A 20,940-nucleotide genomic window follows, 5' to 3' on the forward strand; every position below is an offset into this window, starting at 1 on the left:
GCGGGGGCCGCGGCCGGCGCCGGCCGATGCGCGGACGGTAACGCCCGCTTCGGCGGCCGCTTCGCCCCACCACGCGTCGCAAGTCAAGAAGGCGCAAGTCAAGAAGGCGCAAGTCAAGAAGGCGCAAATCAACGAGGCCTCGGTATGACGACCGCCGCGATGAGCGCGCCGGCCGCGCTGGCCACTCGCGATCTGGTCCGCCGCTTCGGCGGGCTGGCCGCCACGGATGGCGTGTCACTGGATGTCGCGCCGGGCGAGCTGCACGCGTTGATCGGCCCCAATGGCGCTGGCAAGACCACGCTGATCAACCTGCTGTCCGGCGAACTGCGGCCCGACGGCGGCTCGGTCAGCCTGGGTGCGGCGGATGTCTCGCGGGCGACTGTCCAGGAACGCGTCGCGTTGGGCATGCTGCGCTCGTATCAGGTGACCTCGGTCTTCGATAGCTACACGGTGCTGGAGAACGCCTGCCTGGCGGCGCTGCGCAAGTGCCGGCGCGGGCTGTCGGCCTGGACCGCGCTACGCGACTGCGCCGACGTGGTGGAGGTGGCGCGCGAAGCCCTGCGCGCCTGCCAGCTGGACGCGGTGGCCGAGTCGCCGGTGGAAAGCCTGGCCTACGGCCAGCGGCGCCAGCTGGAGATCGCCATGGCGCTGGCGGGCCAGCCGTCGGTCCTGCTGCTGGATGAGCCGATGGCGGGCATGAGCGCGGCCGAAAGCGCGGGGGTCATCGCCTTGCTGCAAAGCCTGAAGGGCCGCTACACGATCGTGCTGGTGGAACACGACATGAACGCCGTCTTCGCGCTGGCCGACCGCATCAGCGTGCTGGTCTACGGCAAGGTCATCGCGACCGGCACCGCCGACGCGATCCGCAACCACCCCGACGTGCGCCGCGCCTATCTGGGCGACGACGCCGACGCTTGAAGGAGAGCCGCGATGTTGACGATACGCGGATTGACGGCGGGCTACGGCCACTGCCAGGCGCTGTTCGGCGTGGACCTGGACGTCGGGCAAGGTGAAGTGGTGGGCCTGATCGGCCGCAATGGAATGGGCCGCAGCACGGTCATCAAATGCCTGTTTGGCCTGCTGCCCGCCAGCCAGGGCAGCATTCAGTACGGCAACCGGTCGTTGCGCGGCATGGCGCCGTACCGGATCGGGCGGCTGGGCTTGTCGCTGGTGCCGGAAGGGCGCCAGATCTTCCCCACGCTTACCGTCGAAGAGAATCTGGTGGCCACCGCCAGCGGCCGGGGGCGTGCGCCGGCCTGGACGCTGTCCCGCGTCTACGCGCTGTTTCCCCGGTTGCAGGAACGGCGCACCAATCTGGGCACCCAGCTGTCGGGCGGCGAACAGCAGATGCTGGCGCTGGGACGCGCGCTGATGACCAACCCCAGCCTGCTGGTGCTGGACGAAGCCACCGAAGGCCTGGCGCCCGTCGTGCGGGCCGAGATCTGGCGCGTGCTGGCGCAACTGAAAGCCGAAGGGCTGTCGATGATCGTGGTGGACAAGAACACCACGGCGCTGCTGCGCCTGTCCGACCGGAACGTCATCCTGGACAAGGGCACCACGGCGTGGCGCGGCAGTTCGGCGGAATTGTCCGCGCGGCCCGATCTGGTGGCCGCTTATGTGGGAGTCTGAAATGAAACTGCGGGACAAAGTGGCGCTGGTGACCGGCGCAGCGGGCGGCATCGGGCTGGCGATTGCGCGGCGGTTCGTGGACGAGGGCGCCTACGTGCTGCTGGCCGACCGCAAAACTGCCGAATTGACGGCGGCCGCGCGCGCCCTGGGTGAACGCGCGGCGGCAAGCGTGGCCGACGTGACCGATCCGGCGGCAGCCCAGGCGCTGGCGGACGATTGCGTGGCACGCTGGGGCGGCCTGGACATCTGCGTCTGCAATGCCGGCGTGATCCGCGCGGCGGATTTCCTGGACCTGACGCTTGAAGACCTGGATGCCGTCATGAACGTCAATGTGCGCGGCACCTTCCTGGTGGCCCAGGCCGCGGCGCGCGCGATGGTGGCGGGCGGCCGGCGCAACGGCGCGATCGTGACGCTGTCGTCGATGACTGCGGAGCTGGCCATGCCGGACCAATTGGCCTACGGGGCCAGCAAGGGCGCTGTCCGGCAGATGACGAAATCGATGGCCTTGTCGCTGGCGCCCCACGGAATTCGGGTGAACGCCATCGGGCCCGGCAGCATCGACACCGAGATCCTGGCCACGATCACCAGCGACCCCGTCGCCCGGCGCACCGTCTTGTCCCGGATTCCGATGCAGCGCCTGGGGCAGACGGACGAAGTGGCGAAGGTGGCCGTGTTCCTGGCGGGCGACGACGCCAGCTACGTCACCGGGCAGACGGTGTACGTCGACGGGGGGCGGCTGGCGCTGAACTATACGGTCGCCGTGCCGGATTAACCGCCGCGAATCCCGTCCAGCATTGCTGCGTGAAGGCGTACAGCGCGTCTTGCGCCGTCAGGGGCGTCCGCCCGGCCAGGCGCGCCAGCACGTAGTGGCCCTGTCGTTGTCGGTCGGGCGGAATCGGCACCTCCACCAGTTTGCCGGCGGCCTGTTCATGGCGGGTGACGCAGATCACGCCCAGCAGCAGCGTGTCGGTATGCAACGCCAGGTCCACCAGCGGGTCCAGGTTCTCGCAGCGCGTCGTCACCATCGATTCCGGTGCACCGCCCGGGCCCAACGTTTCGGCCAGCCGCAGCGAGACCTCCGGGCTGAGGGTGCTGGAGGCCACCGGATACTGGCGGATCTGTTCGATGCCGACTCGCTTGTGCGCCAGGATGGGATGGCCCTTGCGGCACACCATGCCGGCGCGCAACGGCGCGAGCGGACGCGTGTCGATATCGGTCGCGTCGTACAGCATGCGCGCGTCGCAGACCATCGCGTCGATGTGTTCGCCGCGTAGCATTTCGAGCAGCGCCGCGGTCGCGCCCAGTTCGATCCCCACGCGCACCTGGGGATGATTGGCCGCCATGTGGGTCAGGAAAGGCGACAGCAGCAGGGACGCCGGCGTGGGGCTCAGGCCGATAGTCAGCGTGCCCGATTCGCCGCTGTGCAGCGTTTTCAATTCCCGTTGCAGCTCCGCTTCTTCGAAGCGCATGCGCCGGGCGCGTTCGGCCACGCAGGCGCCATAGGGCGTCAGGCGAACCTGACGCGTGCCGCGGTCCAGCAACGGCAAGCCAAGTTCGGCTTCCAGCGCCTGGATGCTGCGGCTGAGCGCTGGCTGCGACAGGTTCACTTTTTCCGCCGCGCGCGAGAACGTGCCGTGCTCGACGACGGCCAGCAGGTGCTTGAGTTTCTGAAGGTCCATGTTTGAAGCGCATGAAAGCTATGAAATAAATGCATTGGAATTATAGTTAGGCGCTTCGTATCATGGTCCGTAGACGGTGCCCGCAAGAGGCGCCGCGCCCCGCGCCCGGGACTCGCAACGCGGCGCGGCCTATAGAAACGGAGACAGATTCACATGAAGCAGCACTTGTTGTCGGCCGCCATCCTGGCGGTCTGCGCCGGCGCGGGCGCCGCCCAGGCCCAACCCCAACCCAACTCCTCCGCACCCGCCGTACCCGCCCGCGAAGAAGTCCGCGCACCGCGCGTCACCAGCGGACAGGTCACGATCCGGCGCGACGAATACGGCATGCCCCACGTTTATGCCGGTACCGTGTACGGCCTCTTTTACGGGTATGGCTACGCCGTCGCGCAGGACCGCCTGTTCCAGATGGAGATGGCGCGCCGCAGTACGCAGGGCCAAGTGGCCGAAGTGCTGGGCGAAAAGATGGTGGCATTCGACGAGTCGATCCGCGGCAATTTCTCGCCTGAACGCATCCAGCGCCAGCTGGCCGCGCTGCCGGCCTCCGAACGCCAGATCCTGGACGGCTACGCAGCGGGTATGAATGCCTGGATCGCGCAGATACGCAACAGGCCGGGCAGCCTGATGCCTAAGGAATTCAACGACTTGCAATTCCAGCCGTCCGACTGGACACCTTACGATGTGGCGATGGTCTTCGTGGGCACCATGGCCAACCGGTTTTCGGACGCCAACAGCGAGGTCGATAACCTGGCGCTGCTGACCGCGCTGAAGGACAAGCACGGCGACGCGCGCGCGATGCAGATATTCAACCAGCTGCGCTGGATGACCGACAGCCGCGCGCCCACGACGGTGCCCGAGGAAGAGGGCGTGTACCAGCCCGGCACGGACGCCGCGGCGCGCGGCCCCGCAAAACTGTCCTACGCGTTGCCGCGCTATGACGGCACGCCGCCGATGCTGGAACGCGTGGCGCGCGACCCGCAAACGCGCGGTGTGCTGGACGAGGCGCCCGCCGATGCCCGGGCGCGCGTGCTGGCGCAGTTCGCGGAATCGGGCCAGCCCGGTATCGCCGGCTTTCCCACCACCAGCAACATGTGGATCGTGGGCCGCGACCACGCCAAGGACGCGCGCTCGATCCTCTTGAATGGTCCGCAGTTCGGCTGGTGGAATCCCGCCTACACCTATGGCATCGGCCTGCATGGCGCGGGTTTCGATGTGGTGGGCAATACGCCCTTCGCCTATCCCAGTATCTTGTTCGGCCACAACGCGCACGTCACCTGGGGTTCGACGGCGGGCTTTGGCGACGACGTGGACATCTATGCCGAAAAGCTCGATCCGGCCGACCGCACGCGGTACTTTCACAATGGCGAGTGGAAGACGATGGAAAAGCGCACCGAGCTGATTGCGGTCAAGGGCGGTGAGCCGGTCCTGATGGACGTCTACCGCACCGTGCACGGCATTGTCACCAAGTTCGACGACACGCAGCATGTGGCCTATGCCAAGGCGCGCGCCTGGGAGGGCTACGAACTGCAATCGTTGATGGCCTGGACGCACAAGGCGCAATCGCGCAACTGGGACCAATGGAAGCAGCAGGCCGCACGCCACGCGCTGACCATCAACTGGTATTACGCGGACGACCGCGGCAACATCGGCTACGCACACACGGGCTTCTATCCCAAGCGCAGGCCGGGGCACGATCCGCGCCTGCCCGTGCCTGGCACGGGGGAAATGGACTGGGACGGCATGCTGCCCTTCGCGACCAACCCGCAGGTCTACAACCCGCGCCAGGGCTTCATCGCCAACTGGAACAACCAGCCCATGCGCGGCTATCCATCCACCGACCTGTTCGCGATCGTCTGGGGCCAGGCCGACCGCTACGCCGAGATCGAGACGCGCCTGAAAGCCATGACCGCCAACGGCGGAAAAGTCAGCCCGCAGCAGATGTGGGACCTGATCCGCACCACCAGCTATGCCGACGTCAATCGCCGCCATTTCCTGCCGTTCCTGCAGCAGGCGGTAGCGGGGCTGCCCACCGATGACCCCCGGGCAAAGCTGGTCGCGGGCCTGCAATCGTGGGACGGGATGGGCACCAGCGATGAGCAGCCCGGGTTTTATGACAATGCCGGCCCGGCGGTGATGGACGCATGGCTGCGCGCCATGCTGAAGGCGACGCTGGCCGACGAGATGCCGGCCGACTTCTTCAAGTGGTACAGCGCCACGGGCTACCCAACGCCGGCCGCGCCCGCGACCGGCTCGGTCAACCTGACCGTCGGCGTCAAGGTGCTGTTCAATGCGCTGGCGGGCCCAGGCGCCGGGGTGCCACAGCAATACGACTTCTTCAACGGGCGCCGCCCGGAAGCCGTCAGCCTGGCCGCCCTGGACGAGGCCGTGGCCGTCTTGCAGAAAGCGTATGGTCCGGACCCCGCGGCGTGGCGCATCCCCGCGCCGCCGATGGTGTTCGCGCCCAAGAACTTCCTGGGCGTGCCGCAGGCGGACGGCAAGGCGGTGCTGAGTTATCCGGCCACCCAGAACCGCGGCACCGAAAACAACATGACGGTGTTCGACGGCCAGGGCGTGCGTGCCGTGGACGTGGTCGCACCAGGGCAAAGCGGTTTCGTCGCCCCGGACGGCACGCCGTCCGTCCACGCCGGGGACCAGTTCGACCTGTACAACCGTTTCGGCAACAAGCGCGTCTGGTTCACCGACGCAGAGGTACGCGCCAACGCTACGTCGGTAGAGACGTTGCGCTATTGACCGCGTAGCCCCCCTGGTGGCTGGCCAGGCGCGCATAGGCCCCTTGCTTTCTCAGCAACTGGTCATGCGTGCCGGCCTCCGCCAAGGTGCCGCGATCCAGCACCAGGATCAGGTCGGCATCGCGAATCGTGGACAGCCGGTGCGCGATCACCAGCGTGGTGCGATGGCGCATGAGGGTGTCCAGCGCGCCGCGCACCTGCATCTCGGACAAGGTGTCCAGGTGCGAGGTGGCCTCGTCCAGGATCAGGACCGGCGCATTCTTCAGGAAGGCCCGGGCGATCGAGATGCGCTGGCGTTGCCCGCCCGACAACTGCACGCCGCGTTCGCCCACGGGGGTGGCCAGGCCTTCGGGCAGCGCGCGCACGAAGTCCGTCAGCGCCGCCTGGTCCAGTGCGCGGGCCAGGTCGTCGGGCGTGGCTTCGGGACGCGCCAGCCGGATGTTGCCTTCCAGCGTGTCGTTGAACAGATAGGTGTCCTGGGTGACCAGCGCCACGCGTTCGCGCAGGCCGTCCAATTGCAGTTGGCGCACGTCGACGCCGTCCAGCCTTACGACGCCCTGGCGCGGGTCCCAGAAGCGCAGCAGCAGGCTGGCAACCGTGCTCTTGCCCGCGCCGGATGCGCCCACCACCGCGACCGTGGCGCCGGCGGGCGCCTTGAAGCTCAGGTCTTTCAGCGTATCTTCCTGCTTGCCCGGATAGGCGAAGCTGACATGTTCGAACGCCAGTGACAGGCCGTGCGTCGCCACCGGCGGCGCCAGCGGACCGTCGGTGACGGGTTCCGGTTCGTTGGCGACCACGTGCAGGCGGCGCGTGGCGGCGATGGTGTCGGCCAGTTGCCGGCTGACCTGCGAGATTTCGGAGACGGGCAGGAAGGTCGCCAGCGCGATCAACACCAGCAGGGGCAGCATGCTGGCCGACAGCGTGCCGGCCGACACCTGCAATGCGCCGACGACGGCCACCGCCAGGCCGCCCAGTCCCATTGCCACTTCGAACCATGCGGTCTGACGGGACAGGTCGCGCAGGATGTCCAGGCGGCGGATGCGGTAGTGGTCGGCGACTTTCAGGAACTGGTCGCGCCGGCGGCCCGTGGCCTGGAACGCCGTCAGGTCGGCCAGGCCCTGGATGGTGTCGGTGGTGTGGGCGCTCATTTCGCCCAGGGCGTGGCGGGCCTTGTCGCCCAGCGCGTCGATGTGGCGGCGGCCGCGCACCGGCGATACCAGGGCATAGGCCAGGAAGGGCAGCAGCGCCAAGGCCACCGGCCAGCTGTATACGCCCAGGAAACCCAGCACCGACAGCGGCACCAGCACCGACACGATGGCGGGTGCGATGGTGTGCGCATAGAAGTACTCGACCATCTCGACGTCTTGCGTCGCCAGCGCCACCAGATCGCCGGACCGGCGTTGCAGCAGGTAGGCGGGCGCCAGGCGTTCCAGCTTGTCGTAAAGCTTGACCCGCATGTCGGCCAGCAGCTGGTATGCCATGGCATGCGCCAGCCACGATTCCAGCCAGTGGAACAGCGCGGCCAGCGGCGCGGCGATCAACAGCCCCACGATCAGCCCGGAAGTCTCTCGGCCGTCGCGGATGGCGGCCACGATCAATGCGCTGAACACGCCCACGCCGATGAACGCCGCCACGCGCGCCACGCCCAGCAGGATGGTTGCGGCGAGCGTGCCGCGCCAGGGCCGCACCACCGACAGCAGCGTGCCCAGCGTGGCGCGCCAGCCGACGTGTTCCGCGTCTTCGTCCAGCGAGCGCAGGGCGGGGCCCTGCTTGTCGTCCCGGTTGGCGTCGGGCGCGTCCGCCGGTTGCGTGGCGGAAATCGGGTTGCCCGCGGCGGACGGCAAGCCGGCCGACGGGTTCTGGTGCGCGGCCGCCTGCTCGTGCATCAGGCGGTAGTACAGCCCCCGTTGCGCCATGAGGTCGGCATGCGGGCCGGCTTCCACGACGCGGCCCTGGTCCAGCACCAGGCTGCGGTCGGCGCCGATCACGCTGGCCAGGCGATGGGCCAGGATCAGCGTGGTGCGGCCCGCCATCAGACGGTCCAGCGCCTGCTGGATCAGGGCTTCGTTTTCGGTGTCCACTGACGACAGCGCTTCGTCCAGGATCAGGATGGGCGCGTCGCGCAGCAGCGCGCGGGCGATCGCCACGCGCTGGCGCTGGCCACCCGACAGTTGCAGGCCGCGTTCGCCAATGCGGGTGGCGTAGCCGTCTGGCAGCGCCATGATGAAGTCGTCGATATTGGCGACGCGGGCCGCCGCGCGCACCTGTTCATGGGTGGCGTCGGGGCGCCCCAGACGCAGGTTGTCGTCGATGGTGCCGTGGAACAGCGTGATGTCCTGGCTGACCAGCGCGATGTGCGACAGGAGCATCTGCGTGTCCAGCGTGTTCACGTCATGGCCGCCAACGCGGATGCTGCCCGACTGAGGCACGCATTCGCGCAGCAGCAAGCGCACGATGGTGGACTTGCCCGCGCCGCTGGGGCCGACGATGCCCACGCGTTCACCGGCCGCGATGCGAAACGCCAGCCCTTGGTGGGCGGGGCGCTCGGGCGTGTACGAGAACGCGACATCGTTGAATTCGATGGTGGGCGCCAGCCGGGCGGGTGCGGCGCTTGCGGCGCCGGTGTCCGGCACCGGCGTCAACGGCTTCGCATCCATCAGTGCGTGGATGCTGACGGCGGCGGATTGGCCCAGCATGCCGCGGTGCAAGACCGACCGCAGGTCGCGCAAGGGGCGGAAGATCTCCGTGCCCGCCATCAGCACGATCAGCAGGGCTTCGACGCTCATGTCGCCGGCAGCGACGCGCCAGGCGCCCAGCGTCAGGGCCAGCGCCGCGCCCAACGCCACGCCCAGGTCGCTGATGCCGCGCGTCAGCAGGCTGACCGACAGCACCCAGAAGGTGTTGTCCGACAGGCTGCGCGCGCGTGCGGCCAGACGCTGGCCCCAGGCCTTGCCCTGGCCATACGACTTCAGGGTAGGCAAGCCTTGCACCGCGTCCAGGAAGTCTTCGCCGAAGGCATTCAGCGCGCGGGTGCGTGCCTGGCTGGCGCGGCGGTCCAGCATGTGGACCGCCATCGGGCCGAACAGCGCGAACAGCGCCGCGGCCAGGAAGACCAGCGCGGTGGGCACGTCCCAGAACGCGATCACGGCAAAGATGGCAAAGGGCGCGGCCGCCGCGATGGCGACTTGCGGCAGGTACTGGCCGAAGAACGTCTGCAACTGTTCGACGCCGTCCACCACTGTCAGCATGACGCCGCCGGTGCGCTGGCTGGCGAACCAGGCCGGTCCCAGGGCAACGATGCGGTCGTATAGTTTGCCGCGCAGCGTCTGTTGAATCGCGGCCGATGTGCGGTTGGCCTGCACCGTGCGCCAGTGGTCGAACCCGGCGCGCAGCAGCACCATCGCGCCCACGCACAAGGCGGGCGCGATCCAGTCCTGCCAGGGCGCGCCGTCGAACACGCGCGCCAGCAATTGGCCCAGGAACACGTAGCGGGCGATGCCGGCCGCCAGCGCCAGCAGGCCCAGGAAGATCCCGCCGGCCATGCTGGCGCGCAGGCCCGCGGTCAGTTGCCACAATCGAGAGTCGAAATACATATCAATGCTCCATCCAGAGCCTGAATGGTCACTGATCCGATGCGCGCGCGAAAGCGATAGTTTTTCAATCATGGGTTGAGATAAACTCAACCCATGGCCGACCTTCCTACTCATACGCCACCGCTCGCCGCCTTGCGCGCCTTTGAAGCCGTTGCCCGGCTGGGCAGTCTGAGCCGCGCCGCCGCGGAACTGCACGTCACCAAGAGCGCCGTCAGCCACCAGTTGCGTGCGTTGGAAACCGACTTGGGCGTACCGTTGCTGCGGCGCGGGGGCACCGTTCGCCGCGCCGAAACCACCGAAGCGGGCGCCGATTTGCTGGCTTCCGTACAACAGGCCTTGACCCTTCTGGATACCGCCTGCCGCCACGCACGGGCCACGGCGCGCGACCGCCGGCGCTATACGCTGAACGTATCGGCCAATCCGTCGCTGGCCGCGTTGTGGCTGGCGCCGCGCATCGGCCGCTTCATCGCGCTGCACCCCGACATCGGCGTCCAGGTTTACCTGCACGCCAGCCAGGACCCCGCCTGGAAGACGCAAGACATCGACCTGGCGTTCCTGCACGTGCGGGCCCAGGGGCCGCATCCGGCCGAACCGGGCGACATACCGCTCATGACCGAAACCGTCGTGCCGGTATGCAGCCCCGCGCTGATCGCCGAAGCCGACCGCAATGATCCCCGCGTCTTCCTGCGCCATCGCTGGCTGGAAGAGAAGCACATCGACAGCCCTGAAACCGATTGGCGCACGTGGAGCCACCGGCTGGGCCTGGCCGATTCCGACCGGCAGGCCCCGATGGTGTTGAGCGGGCTGAGCACCATCGTCGCGGCCGCCGCCGCCGGGGTCGGCATCGCGCTGGGCCGCGCGCCGCTGATCGACGAAGATCTGGCCAGTGGCCGGTTGGTGCCGCTGATGCCCCAGCTGCGCATGCCCGGCTCATGGGGCTACGTGATGCGCTTGCAAGCCAACCGGCCGATGGATGCCTCGCTGCCGGCGCTGGTGGAATTCCTGGCCGAAGAAGGGCGCAGCATGGGCGTGTGGCAGGACGTGACGCCCGTGACTGCCGATCCGATATCGAGGATGCCGTGAACGGAATGTTGTGCCACACGAGCGTGGGTCGCGCCGTATCGCTGTTTTGCCTGCTGGGGATGGCAGGTGCCGCGTGGGCGCAGACGCCGAGCCAGGACCCGGGTCCGACCTTGGCGGACGCCTTGGCCGACTGGGACGCCCATGGCCGCGTGGAAGGGCTGGCGCGGCCGGATACGCCGTGCCAGGATTTTCTGCTGGCGATGGGGCAAAAGCCTGATTACGTCGAGTACCTGGGCTGCGAGCGTGGAGACGACATGCAGATGAAGCCCTTGACCGCCAGCTACCGCGTAAGTGGCGCGGCGGCGGCGCGCATGGAGGCCCATCTGCACAAGGTATTCGGCATGCCGCCGCTGGCGTTCGTCTGTTGCGGATGGGGCTCACCCCCGTATTCCACGCGCTACCCGTCGGACGGTCGGACGGTGATGGTTGGCATGGGCGTCGAGACGCCCAGCTATCTCCGGGAGCAATGGCAGAAGATCCCGTACTTCAACATCACCGTCGCCGTATTCCGCGAGCTGCCGTAGGATCCGTGTCGCGCGGGGAGGGCGGCTGCGCCCTATACGGCCAGTTCCATGCTGCGCGTGACTTCTTCCTGCACGCGTTCCCAGATGGACCGCTTCAGTTCCACGAAACGCGGCGACAACTGCACGTCCGCGCTGCGCGGGTGCGGCAGGTCGTTATGGATGTCTTGCACGATCCGGCCGGGTTTGGAGCCCATCACCGCCATGCGGGTGGACAGCGTCAGCGCCTCGTCGATCGAATGCGTGATGAAGACAATCGTCTTGCCGCTTTGCTCATAGATGGACAGCAGCTGGTCCTGAAGCACCTGCCGCGTCATCGCGTCCAGCGCCGCGAACGGCTCGTCGAACAGCATCACGTCCGGGTCGTTGGCCAACACCCGCGCAATCGATACGCGTTGCTTCATGCCGCCGGATAGCGCGTGCGGATACTTGTCGGCCGCCGCTTTCAACCCCACCATTTCGATGTGTTTGCGGGCAATGGGCGCGCGTTCCTGCTTGGACAGGCCGCGCATCTTCAGGCCGAATTCCACGTTTTCCTGCACGGTGCGCCACGGAAACAGCGCGTACTGCTGGAACACCATGCCGCAGGCGGCGGTCACGTCGGTGACGAGACGGCCGTTGATGGCGACGGTGCCGGTGTTGGGCGTGATGAAGCCAGCCATCAGGTTCAGCAAGGTGGACTTGCCGCAGCCGGACGCGCCCAGCAACACCAGGAATTCGCCCCGCTTGACCTCCAGGTCGACGCTGTCCAGCACCGGCACGTCGCCATAGGATTTCGAGACGCCTTTCAGCTGGATCATCGTGTCGTTCATCGTTGCCATGCCAGCACCCATCGTTCAAGAAGCCGCAAACACAGATCGGTCACCAGCACGGTGAAGCTGATCAGCACCATGCCAAGCACCACGGTGTCGGTCTGGAAAAACTCCTTGCCGTTCATGATCATGAACCCAAGGCCTTCCTTGGACGCCACCAGTTCCGCTGAAATCACACAGGTCCAGGACAGGCCCAGGATGATCTTCATGCCCGACAGAATCTGCGGCAGGCAACCCGGAAACAGCACTTCGCGCATCACCTGCCAGCGGTTGGCGCCCAGGTTGCGTGCCGCCCGCACCAGCACCGGGTCGATGCTGCGCGACGCTTCCATCACGTACAGCAGCGCCGGCACGAACGACCCCATGAACACGATGCTGTATTTCTGCGTTTCGGTGATGCCGAACCACAGCAGCGACAGCGGGATCCAGCTCATGGACGGCAAGGGCCGCAGGAACGAGATGATGGGGTCGAACACCGCACGCGCCACTTTTGAGGTGCCCAGCAGGATGCCCAGCGGAATGGCGACGATGACCGCGGCCAGAAAACCCACCATCACGCGGCGGGTCGAGGCCAGCACGTTGTAGAACAGCGTGCCCTGGTCGGATAGCGACAAGGCCCGCGCCAGGACCTGGGACGGCGCGGGCAGGAAGATGGGATCGACCGCGCCGGCGCGGCACAAGCCTTCCCACAGCAACAGGAAACCAAGAAGCGAAAGCACGCTGACCCAGATCAGCCGAGTTTCCCTTGAAGACGAACGCGAGGACATAGGCGAATGTCCCGCTTACAGGTACGAGGCCTGGACCCAGTCCTTGACCTGGGGCGCCTTGTCGATCTGCTTGAGCGTCACCAGCATCTCGGCCAGTTGCTGCATGCCGGCGACGAAATTGCCCGGGTCCACCATCAGGCCCCTCTGGTCGGCGGCGGAATACCACTGCGTCTGCTTGATGACGGCCAGTTGGTCATCCTTGGACAGGCCGGTCAGTTCCAGCAGCACGCCGGCGGCCTCTTCGGGTTGCGCGGTGAGCATGGCGTTGGCCTGGAAGACGGCGTGCAGGAATTTCTTCACGGCTTCCGGGTTCTCGCGCCCCAGCTTGGCATGCGTCAGCAACACGTCCGGCCCGGGCGTGATGGCGTACTGCTTGTAGAGCGAGAATGCGGTGTCGTCCAACAGCACGTGGGTGCCCGGCACGGCTTTGATGCGGTCGAACGCCGGCGTCCAGGCCACGGCCGCGTCAATCTGCTTGCCCTGATAGGCGGACAGCAGGTTGGTGGCGGGAAGATTGATGATGGAGACGTCGCGATCGGGGTTCAGCCCGGCCTGGCGCAGCACATCCAGCAGCAGCACATGGGCGCTGGACGCGTAGGTCACGCCGATCTTTTTGCCCTTCAGGTCGGCCACGGACTTCACGTCGTCGCGCACCAGCACGCCTTCGGCTCGACCGAAGTTGTTGGGCGTGGCGATGACCTGGAACTGGCGTGCGCCCGCGGCCATCAGCGCCAGCGACGAGACGACGCCGGTGCCGGCCAAATCGATGTTGCCAGCCATCACGGCGCTCATGCGGTCCGACGACGTGGCGAAGCTCTGCCACTTGATGTCCAGGCCCTGCTTGGCGAACAGGCCCGTCTTCAAGGCGATGTAGGCCGAATAGTGGCCCAGCCAGGCCGACCCGCCATAGGTATACGAGGCGTTGGCGGCGCGGCCGACCATGGGAAAGCCCAGGGCGCTGGCGCCCGCCAAAGCTGCGGTGCGCACCAGCATGGCGCGGCGAGTCATGTTCATATTTTTCCCCTACTGAATGTAGTTTGACCGATAGATATCATGTCGCCGGCACGCTGGGGCGCGGCAGGGCAGACTGTCACCCGGCAGCTGCGCGGCGGCGTGAATATAAGGAGCGGCGATGGTCAAAATTCGTCGTGCTTAAGCAATCCGCCGGAGCGGGCGGCATTTCATCGGCGGCTTTATTAAGTATTCGCGCTGCTTATATTGCGGCGGCAGGGAAAGGGCGGGTTCACACTCGCGCCACTTGTCCTTGGAGCCTTGTCCGTGAAAAGTTTTGACGTGATCGTGATTGGTGCCGGCGTGATCGGCAGCTCGGTAGCCTTCCATCTGGCCGAGCTGGGCGCAAAGAATGTGCTGGTGCTGGACCGGGCGACGATTGGCGCCGGCACGACGTCGCAATCGTCCGGCATTCTGCGCACCCATTATTCGGTGCGCGAGAACGTGGAGTTGGCCCAGCGGTCCTGGAACGTGTTCAACAATTTCGCCAGCTACGTGGGCGATGACGAGGCCTCTTGCGGCCTGGTCAAGTGCGGTTATCTGATCAGCGCGGCCGACAACGACAAGCTGGAGCCGTTGCGTGGCGCCCTTGCGCAGCAGCGCGCGCAGGGCATCGCGCTGGAACTGCTGACCGCCGCCCAGGCGCATGAATTGCTGCCCATCGCTTCGTTCGACGACGCGGCGCTGATCGGCTTTGAGCCCGAGGCCGGCTTTGCCGACGCGTATCTGGTGGCCACCAGCTTTGCGCGCGGGGCGCGCCGCCGCGGCGTCACCATCCGCGAAAACGTCGACGTTCTTGGCCTGCGGGTCGAGGGCGGCCGGGTGGTCGGCGTGTCCACCTCGGAAGGCGATTACGCCAGTCCGCTGGTGATCAGCACGCAAAACATCTGGACGTCGGAGCTGGCCGCCTGGACGGGGGTGTCCATGCCCGTCGTGCCGGAACGCCACGCGGTGCTGGCGCTGTCTCTTATACACATGCCCTACACCTATTCGATGCCGGTCTACAAGGACCTGGCGTCCCCCGGCATGCTGTATTGCCGCAGCTACGGCGGCAACCAGATGCTGGTCAGCGAGGGCATCGTGGGCGAGGCGCTGCAAAAGAGCGACGCCGAACAGGGCGACATCCCGCTGGACTATGTGGCGGAAGTCGGCGAGCAGGTGGCGGCGCGTTTCCCGGCCTATGAGACCGCCGGGCTGGCGTCATCCTGGACCGGCGTGTACGACGTGACGCCGGACTGGAATCCCGTCTTGGGCCGCGTGCCTGGCGTGGCGGGCTTGATCGTGGGCTTCGGGTTTTCGGGCCATGGCTTCAAGTTGTCGCCCACCGTGGGCCGCGTGCTGGCGCAAGAGGCGTTGGGCCTGGCGACCGACGTGTCGCTCAAGCCTTACGACATCGGCCGTTTCGAAAGCGGTGCGTTGCTGACCGGGAAGTACGGCCTTGGCGCCGTCTCCTGAGCGCGTGCGCATCGCGCAGGCGGACTGGTTGCGCTTGCCGCCCGAGCCGTGGAAGAACGGCGGGGGCGTCACCCGGACGCTGGCCGTGGATACGCAGCCGGAGCCGCGATGGCGCGTCAGCATCGCGGATATCGATCGCGACGGCCCGTATTCCCGGTTCCCCGGACATGACCGCGTATCGGTCGTGCTGTCGGGGCAAGGCGTGACGCTGCAAGGCGACGGCAAGGAGATCCGCTTGCTGCCCGGCGTGCCGACGGCCTTTGCCGGCGACGTCGCGTTCCAGTCCCGCTTGCTGGGCGGCCCGGTGCGGGTCTTGAACCTGTTCGTGCTGCGTGGCGCGGCCCAGGCCGCCGTGTCGGGTTTCGGTGGGGGGCCATCCGCGTCGCCCGTCTTGGTCGCCGGCTCGCTGGCGCGAGACGCCGGCCCGGCGCAGGCGTTCGGCTTCACCGTCGAGGCCGGCGGCGGGCCGGATGCGGTGCAACTGGACTTGCGCGTGGCCGCGCCGCATGCCGCCTGACTGTTCCTGCCCCGCGTGCCGCTGGCGCGGAGGCAGTCCAAGAATCCTTAATCCAGGAGTGTTCGCATGAAGGTACTAACCGCGGTCAAGCGCGTGGTGGACTACAACGTCAAGGTGCGCGTCAAGGCCGACCAGAGTGAGGTGGACATCGGCAACGTCAAGATGTCGATGAACCCGTTCGATGAAATCGCCGTCGAAGCGGCCGTGCGCTTGAAAGAGCAGGGGGCGGCAGCGGAGGTGGTTGCCGTGAGTTGCGGCGCGGCGGCGTCGCAGGAAACGCTGCGCACCGCCTTGGCGATTGGCGCCGACCGCGGCGTGCTGGTGCAGACCGACGCCTCGTTGCAGCCGCTGGCCGTGGCCAAGCTGCTGTGCGCCGTCGTGCAGCGGGAGCAGCCCGCGCTGGTGATCCTGGGCAAGCAGGCGATCGACGATGACGCCTGCCAGACCGGGCAAATGCTGGCGGCGCTGTTGGGGTGGCCGCAAGCCACCAACGCCAGCGCGATCGGTATCGAGGGCGGCGTGGCGCGCGTGACCCGGGAGGTGGACGGCGGCCTGGAAGTGCTGGAATTGGTGCTTCCCGCCATCGTTACCGCCGACCTTCGCCTGAACGAGCCGCGCTATGTCACGTTGCCCAACATCATGAAAGCCAAGAAAAAGCCCGTGGACGTCCTGACGCCCGACGCGCTGGGCGTGGACCCGGGGTCGCGCCTGGAAACGTTGCGCGTGGAAGAACCCGCCGCACGGGCGCCTGGCATCAAGGTGGCGGATGTGGCTGCGTTGATCGACAAACTCAAAAACGAAGCGAAGGTGATCTGATGACGGTCCTGGTTATTGCCGAACACGACAACCGCGTGCTGGCCGGCGCAACGCGCAGCGCCATTGCCGCCGCCGCCAGACTGGGTGTGCCGATTCACGTGCTGGTGGCCGGCGCGGGCGCGCAAGCCGTGGCGGAGGCCGCGGCACGTACCGCGGGTGTTGAAAAAGTGCTACTGGCGGACGCGCCGCATCTTGGTGACGGCCTGGCCGAGAACCTGGCCGCGCAGGCGCTGACGGTGGCGGGGGCGTATTCGCATCTGTTCCTGGCCGCGACCACGCAAGGCAAAAGCGTGGGGCCGCGCATTGCCGCCTTGCTGGACGTGGCGCAGGTGTCGGACGTGGTCGAGGTGTTGTCGGCCGATACGTTCAAGCGGCCCATCTATGCGGGCAACGCGATCGCGACGGTCAAAAGCGGGTATGGGGTCGTCGTGGCGACGATCCGCCCGACCGCCTTCGACGCGGCGCCCGCCGAGGGCGGCAGCGCGCAGGTGGACACGGTGGCGGCCGTGGCGGACAGCGGCCGGGCGCGCGTCGTCAGCCGCGAGCTCGCAGTGTCCGAACGTCCGGAACTGGGCGCGGCACGCGTGGTGGTGTCGGGCGGGCGCGGGCTGGGCAGCGCCGAAAACTTCAAGCTGCTGGACCCGTTGGCTCACAAGCTGGGCGCGGCATTGGGCGCGTCCCGTGCCGCCGTGGACGCCGGCTATGCGCCGAATGACTGGCAGGTGGGGCAGACCGGCAAAATCGTGGCGCCGGCGCTGTACGTGGCCGTCGGAATTTCGGGCGCCATCCAGCATCTGGCCGGCATGAAGGATTCCAAGACCATCGTCGCCATCAACAAGGACGGCGACGCGCCGATCTTCGGCGTGGCGGATTACGGCGTGGTCGGCGATCTGTTCGACGCGGTTCCCGCTTTTACGGCAGGGCTGTGACACCGCGCTAATGTCGCTTCAGGGGCGCTTTCATGCGCCCCATCAGTGCTCCGTCAACGCCCCATCAGCGCCGCATGCTGCGCCACAGCGTGGCGGGGGGCAGCCCCAGGGCCGGGGCGATATCTTTCTGGATCAGGCGTTCCATCGCCATCAGGATCACGTCCCGGGCCTCGGTGGGCAGTTTGCCGACCTCCTGCTGCCGCGCCGCCAGATACAGCGTGCGCGACAGGCTGGGATCGTCGGCACGGGCCACGCCCAGGTAGGGCGCCAGCGGCAGAACGCGCAACTGGTCCACGAAATGGCGTGACTGCCAGATGCACAGCGGCGTGCTGATCGCGAAACCGATGCCCGCCGTAACCAGGCTAAGCAGCGGATCCGTATTGTCGAATTCAAAGGTGCGCTCGATCATCACGTCGTGTGATTAGATCAGGCGGTCGATCTCGGCGCCAATGAACGAACGGGCGCTGTAGCGGATGAACTGCATGCGCTTGCTCAATTCCTTCAGCGTATCGATCTTGTCCATGTCCATCGTGCGCGGCACGATCAGCACGTAGGGTTCGCTGAACAGGCTCACCTTTTTGATGGTGGGCTTGCCGGCCACGGCGCTGGTGGTGACCACCAGGTCCAGTTGCCGGTCTTCCAGCTGCTTGTCCAGCACGGGCGTGATGCCGGACCAGAGGCGGATCTGGCGCGACGCGCCCGACAGGCCGTGGATCAGCGTGGGCCCCAAGGTACCCGCGAAGGAATCCACGCAGCCAAAGCGCACGATGTTCCGTTTGGCCCGGCTCAGATTGCGCACGCTTTCGGTCATGTCGCCGGCCTGGGCCAGCAAACGCGCGGCATGGTCGAACAGGAGTTCACCGGCGGGCGTGGGCCGCGCCGGCCGCGTGCTGCGGTCCAGCAGTTCGGTCGACATCGCGCCTTCCAGCTGCTTGATCCGCTGCGACACGGCCGCCTGCGACAGGCCCAAGAGGCGCGCCGCGCCGGACACGGAGGCGGCTTCCACCACCGCCACCCAGGTCAGCAACAGGCTCCATTCCGGATAGTTTTCCGTCGTGCTGAACGAAAATCGGTTCATCGCCTGGCGTGTCCTGGGCGGGGGCGGCGGGTCAGCGCTGCCGCGCGGTGGTCTGCCGCAGGGCGGCTTGCACCATGCCTTCGACCACCGGGATGACCTTGCCGGCCAGGTCGGCGCGCCAGCCGTAGGGATGGGTTTCATCCATGTAGGTGGACTGGCACATTTCCAGTTGGATCGCGTGGATGTTGTCGGCCGGCGCGCCATAGTGGCGCGTGATGTAGCCGCCCTTGAAGCGGCCGTTGATCGCCCAGGTGTAGTCGGCGCAGGCGTCCAACTGTTGCTTGACCGCCGCCAGGATGTCCGGCGCGCAGGCTGCGCCGTCGGACGTGCCGATGTTCAGGTCGGGCAGCTTGCCGTCGAACAGGCGCGGCAGCACGCTGGCGATGGAATGGGCTTCCCACAGCAGCACGGTGCCATGTTCGGCCTTGATGCGGTCCAGCTCTTCACGCAGCTGGGCGTGATAGGGCTGCCAATAGGTCTGCAGGCGGTGCGCGCGTTCGGCATCCGTCAGCACGGCGTCGTTCTGGTAGAGCGCGTCGCCGCGGAACGTCTGGGTCGGGCACAGGCCGGTCTTGGTCTGGCCGGGATACAGGCTTTCGTCGTTGGGCGGGCGGTTCAGGTCCACCACATAGCGGGAATAGCGCGCGCCAAGCACGGACGCGCCCAGCGCCTGGGCAAACTGGTACAGCGTGTCCAGATGCCAGTCGGTATCGCCGGACTCCAGCCCCAGCGGCGTCATCTGCGCGCGTTGCACGTCGGGGATCTGGCTGCCCAAATGGGGGATGGAGATCAGCAGCGGGGCGGTGCCGCGGCTGAAATGAAAGATATCGCTCAAGGGAAAACTCCGGGTAACAAAGACGGTGCGCTGCGGGGCCAGCCGCAGTTGGCGGGCGCTTGTATGCTAGGCAGCGCGGCCCGCCGCAGTAATTGCATCAGTTTAATGGATGTTGATGATCGAGCTGCGTGATGCAAAGGGTTAGGGGCGCATCGGCTGGGCGTAGGGAGCCCAAGGCGGATCCGTGTTCCAGACGCCGGCGATCTCGTCGATCAGCACGCGAACCTTGGGCGACAGGTGCCGGCGGTGCGGATAGACGGCGCAGACCGGCGCGCCCGGCGGAGCCACGGATTCCAGCACCGGCATCAGGCGGCCCGCGCGCAGGTCGTCGGCGACCAGAAACGCGCCCAGTTGCGCGATCCCGTCGCCCGCCAGCGCGGCATCGCGCAGGGCTTCGGTATGCCCCAGCCGCAGGCGCCCGGTCATCGGCACCTGGCGCGCCAGGCCCTGGATGGCAAAACGCCACGGCACCCGTTGCCCCGCGTGGGTGTAGACCAGGGTGTGATGCTGATTCAACGCATCGGGCGTGGCCGGCGCGCCGTGGCGTTCCAGATATTCCGGCGCCGCGCAGGTGATCAGCCGGTGCGGCGCCAGCACGCGTCGCACTAGCCGGCTGTCCGATTCGCCGCCGATGCGGATCGCCACGTCGATGCCGTCGCGCACCAGATCGGTGTAGTCGTCCGAGAAGCTGACTTCTGCTTCCACGTCGGGCCAACGGCGCAGGTAGGCACGCAGCATCGGCATCAGATGCAAGCGGCCCAGCGACACGGGCAGGTCGATGCGCAGGCGGCCACGCGGGGCTTGCTTGCGGCTGGCCATCGCATCGGTGGCGTTGTCCACTTCGGACAGAATGCGCTGCGCGTGCTCGTAGAAGATCCGGCCGTCGTCGCTCAGGCTGACGCTGCGCGTGCTTCGATGCAGCAGCCGGGCGCCCAGGCCTTGCTCAAGCCGGGTAATGCACTTGCCGATGGCGGATCGCGACAGGCCCAGCTTGTCGGCGGCCGCCGTGAAGCTCTGCGCATCGGCCACGCGCACGAAAGCCAGCAGATCGCCGATGTGATCCAGACGGTGGGAAGGGGCGGGTTTATTGTCCACGAATTGTCCCTTGTGTTTCGCTTTTCGCCTACTTTATCAGCTGCTTGGAAACAGTAGACTGCGTAGGGGTCGGCCTGGCAACGGGCCTTTTCCGGATCGCGCCGTCCTATGTCCCGCACCACGCCTTCGCCCGCTCAAACCCTTCCTCAGTCGCCCGTCCGGACTTCCCGACGCGCCTGGCTTGGCGTCCTTGCCGCGGGCTTGGCCACGTTCAGCGTCGTCACCACCGAAATGTTGCCGGTGGGCTTGCTGGTGCCCATCACGCACGACCTGGATGTGTCGGTGGGCGAGGGCGGCCTGATGCTTTTCGTGCCCGCGATTCTGGCGGCGCTGTTTGCGCCGCTTGTCGTTGTCGGCGCGAAAGGCGCCGACC

At 67.2% G+C, this 20,940-nt stretch carries 17 protein-coding genes and 2 pseudogenes; 11 read left to right on the forward strand and 8 right to left on the reverse strand.

What is annotated here, in order from left to right:
• Positions 1–144: 144 nt before the first annotated feature.
• Genes ACE039_RS30175 through ACE039_RS30185 form a run of 3 tightly spaced genes read left to right on the forward strand, consistent with a single transcriptional unit; the run spans position 145 to position 2,401 of the window.
• Positions 145–918, forward strand: coding sequence for an ABC transporter ATP-binding protein (locus tag ACE039_RS30175; protein ID WP_485824177.1), 774 nt, complete (start codon positions 145–147; stop codon positions 916–918).
• Between the two features lie 12 nt (positions 919–930).
• Complete coding sequence (locus ACE039_RS30180) at positions 931–1,629, forward strand: ABC transporter ATP-binding protein (protein ID WP_485824178.1); 699 nt, start codon at positions 931–933, stop codon at positions 1,627–1,629.
• A 1-nt stretch (position 1,630) separates the two neighbouring features.
• Positions 1,631–2,401 (forward strand): SDR family NAD(P)-dependent oxidoreductase, encoded by a 771-nt coding sequence (locus ACE039_RS30185; RefSeq protein WP_485824179.1) that lies wholly within the window; start codon positions 1,631–1,633, stop codon positions 2,399–2,401.
• Here ACE039_RS30185 and ACE039_RS30190 read toward each other — a convergent pair.
• Positions 2,331–3,308, reverse strand: coding sequence for a LysR family transcriptional regulator (locus ACE039_RS30190; protein WP_448709060.1), 978 nt, complete (start codon positions 3,306–3,308; stop codon positions 2,331–2,333). The two genes, ACE039_RS30185 and ACE039_RS30190, sit on opposite strands and share 71 nt — an antisense overlap.
• Positions 3,309–3,461: 153 nt before the next feature.
• On the opposite strand from ACE039_RS30190, the gene ACE039_RS30195 reads away from it, so the two are divergent.
• On the forward strand, positions 3,462–6,056 hold the full coding sequence (locus tag ACE039_RS30195; protein ID WP_485824180.1) for a penicillin G acylase: 2,595 nt from the start codon (positions 3,462–3,464) through the stop codon (positions 6,054–6,056).
• On the opposite strand, the gene ACE039_RS30200 is transcribed toward ACE039_RS30195, so the two are convergent.
• Positions 6,028–9,648 carry an ABC transporter ATP-binding protein/permease gene (locus ACE039_RS30200; protein WP_448709056.1) on the reverse strand — a complete coding sequence of 1,207 codons (3,621 nt, stop codon included), beginning with the start codon at positions 9,646–9,648 and terminating at the stop codon, positions 6,028–6,030. The genes ACE039_RS30195 and ACE039_RS30200 overlap by 29 nt on opposite strands.
• Positions 9,649–9,741: 93 nt before the next feature.
• On the opposite strand from ACE039_RS30200, the gene ACE039_RS30205 reads away from it, so the two are divergent.
• Positions 9,742–10,731 carry a LysR substrate-binding domain-containing protein gene (locus ACE039_RS30205; protein WP_448709054.1) on the forward strand — a complete coding sequence of 330 codons (990 nt, stop codon included), beginning with the start codon at positions 9,742–9,744 and terminating at the stop codon, positions 10,729–10,731.
• A gap of 5 nt (positions 10,732–10,736) precedes the next feature.
• Positions 10,737–11,255, forward strand: a complete 519-nt coding sequence (locus ACE039_RS30210; protein ID WP_485824208.1) for a DUF4952 domain-containing protein — start codon at positions 10,737–10,739, stop codon at positions 11,253–11,255.
• A 32-nt stretch (positions 11,256–11,287) separates the two neighbouring features.
• Here ACE039_RS30210 and ACE039_RS30215 read toward each other — a convergent pair whose 3' ends face one another.
• The 3 genes from ACE039_RS30215 to ACE039_RS30225 are packed head-to-tail and all read right to left on the reverse strand — an operon-like array spanning position 11,288 to position 13,845.
• The gene (locus ACE039_RS30215) at positions 11,288–12,073 is read right to left on the reverse strand and encodes an ABC transporter ATP-binding protein (protein WP_485824181.1); all 786 of its coding nucleotides are present in this window, start codon (positions 12,071–12,073) and stop codon (positions 11,288–11,290) included.
• On the reverse strand, positions 12,061–12,831 hold the full coding sequence (locus ACE039_RS30220; protein WP_448709051.1) for an ABC transporter permease: 771 nt from the start codon (positions 12,829–12,831) through the stop codon (positions 12,061–12,063). The genes ACE039_RS30215 and ACE039_RS30220 overlap by 13 nt, the downstream gene beginning before the upstream one ends.
• Positions 12,832–12,846: 15 nt before the next feature.
• Positions 12,847–13,845, reverse strand: coding sequence for an aliphatic sulfonate ABC transporter substrate-binding protein (locus ACE039_RS30225; protein WP_199196946.1), 999 nt, complete (start codon positions 13,843–13,845; stop codon positions 12,847–12,849).
• A gap of 264 nt (positions 13,846–14,109) precedes the next feature.
• Between ACE039_RS30225 and ACE039_RS30230 the strand changes: the two genes are divergently transcribed.
• The 4 genes from ACE039_RS30230 (at position 14,110) to ACE039_RS30245 (ending at position 17,559) form a co-directional block, all read left to right on the forward strand.
• Positions 14,110–15,297: an NAD(P)/FAD-dependent oxidoreductase gene (locus tag ACE039_RS30230; RefSeq protein WP_485824182.1), complete on the forward strand. Its 1,188-nt coding sequence runs from the start codon at positions 14,110–14,112 to the stop codon at positions 15,295–15,297.
• On the forward strand, positions 15,281–15,814 hold the full coding sequence (locus ACE039_RS30235; RefSeq protein WP_485824183.1) for a HutD/Ves family protein: 534 nt from the start codon (positions 15,281–15,283) through the stop codon (positions 15,812–15,814). The genes ACE039_RS30230 and ACE039_RS30235 overlap by 17 nt, the downstream gene beginning before the upstream one ends.
• A 66-nt stretch (positions 15,815–15,880) precedes the next feature.
• Positions 15,881–16,630 (forward strand): electron transfer flavoprotein subunit beta/FixA family protein, encoded by a 750-nt coding sequence (locus ACE039_RS30240; protein WP_485824184.1) that lies wholly within the window; start codon positions 15,881–15,883, stop codon positions 16,628–16,630.
• Positions 16,630–17,559: an electron transfer flavoprotein subunit alpha/FixB family protein gene (locus ACE039_RS30245; RefSeq protein WP_485824185.1), complete on the forward strand. Its 930-nt coding sequence runs from the start codon at positions 16,630–16,632 to the stop codon at positions 17,557–17,559. Before ACE039_RS30240 ends, ACE039_RS30245 begins: the two co-directional genes overlap by 1 nt.
• Positions 17,560–17,623: 64 nt before the next feature.
• Here the strand turns inward: ACE039_RS30245 and ACE039_RS30250 are convergent.
• The 3 genes and pseudogenes from ACE039_RS30250 to ACE039_RS30260 form a co-directional block, all read right to left on the reverse strand.
• Positions 17,624–18,637: pseudogene (locus tag ACE039_RS30250) on the reverse strand (LysR family transcriptional regulator).
• Positions 18,638–18,668: 31 nt separating this feature from the next.
• On the reverse strand, positions 18,669–19,472 hold the full coding sequence (gene hutG, locus ACE039_RS30255) for an N-formylglutamate deformylase (protein WP_485824186.1): 804 nt from the start codon (positions 19,470–19,472) through the stop codon (positions 18,669–18,671).
• Positions 19,473–19,613: 141 nt separating this feature from the next.
• Positions 19,614–20,567, reverse strand: a complete 954-nt coding sequence (locus tag ACE039_RS30260) for a LysR family transcriptional regulator (protein ID WP_332007374.1) — start codon at positions 20,565–20,567, stop codon at positions 19,614–19,616.
• 108 nt (positions 20,568–20,675) lie between these two features.
• Between ACE039_RS30260 and ACE039_RS30265 the strand changes: the two are divergent.
• Positions 20,676–20,940 (forward strand): annotated as a pseudogene (locus ACE039_RS30265) (MFS transporter); the annotation flags it as partial.

The organism is Achromobacter maghribensis (assembly GCF_057334215.1).

What these genes read in the sequence shown, in the direction of transcription:
- ACE039_RS30175 (WP_485824177.1), top strand. Translation starts at nt 145, where the DNA reads ATGACGACCGCCGCGATGAGCGCGCCGGCCGCGCTGGCCACTCGCGAT.
- ACE039_RS30180 (WP_485824178.1), top strand. Translation starts at nt 931, where the DNA reads ATGTTGACGATACGCGGATTGACGGCGGGCTACGGCCACTGCCAGGCG.
- ACE039_RS30185 (WP_485824179.1), top strand. Translation starts at nt 1,631, where the DNA reads ATGAAACTGCGGGACAAAGTGGCGCTGGTGACCGGCGCAGCGGGCGGC.
- ACE039_RS30190 (WP_448709060.1), bottom strand. Translation starts at nt 3,308, where the DNA reads ATGGACCTTCAGAAACTCAAGCACCTGCTGGCCGTCGTCGAGCACGGC.
- ACE039_RS30195 (WP_485824180.1), top strand. Translation starts at nt 3,462, where the DNA reads ATGAAGCAGCACTTGTTGTCGGCCGCCATCCTGGCGGTCTGCGCCGGC.
- ACE039_RS30200 (WP_448709056.1), bottom strand. Translation starts at nt 9,648, where the DNA reads ATGTATTTCGACTCTCGATTGTGGCAACTGACCGCGGGCCTGCGCGCC.
- ACE039_RS30205 (WP_448709054.1), top strand. Translation starts at nt 9,742, where the DNA reads ATGGCCGACCTTCCTACTCATACGCCACCGCTCGCCGCCTTGCGCGCC.
- ACE039_RS30210 (WP_485824208.1), top strand. Translation starts at nt 10,737, where the DNA reads ATGTTGTGCCACACGAGCGTGGGTCGCGCCGTATCGCTGTTTTGCCTG.
- ACE039_RS30215 (WP_485824181.1), bottom strand. Translation starts at nt 12,073, where the DNA reads ATGGCAACGATGAACGACACGATGATCCAGCTGAAAGGCGTCTCGAAA.
- ACE039_RS30220 (WP_448709051.1), bottom strand. Translation starts at nt 12,831, where the DNA reads ATGTCCTCGCGTTCGTCTTCAAGGGAAACTCGGCTGATCTGGGTCAGC.
- ACE039_RS30225 (WP_199196946.1), bottom strand. Translation starts at nt 13,845, where the DNA reads ATGAACATGACTCGCCGCGCCATGCTGGTGCGCACCGCAGCTTTGGCG.
- ACE039_RS30240 (WP_485824184.1), top strand. Translation starts at nt 15,881, where the DNA reads ATGAAGGTACTAACCGCGGTCAAGCGCGTGGTGGACTACAACGTCAAG.
- ACE039_RS30245 (WP_485824185.1), top strand. Translation starts at nt 16,630, where the DNA reads ATGACGGTCCTGGTTATTGCCGAACACGACAACCGCGTGCTGGCCGGC.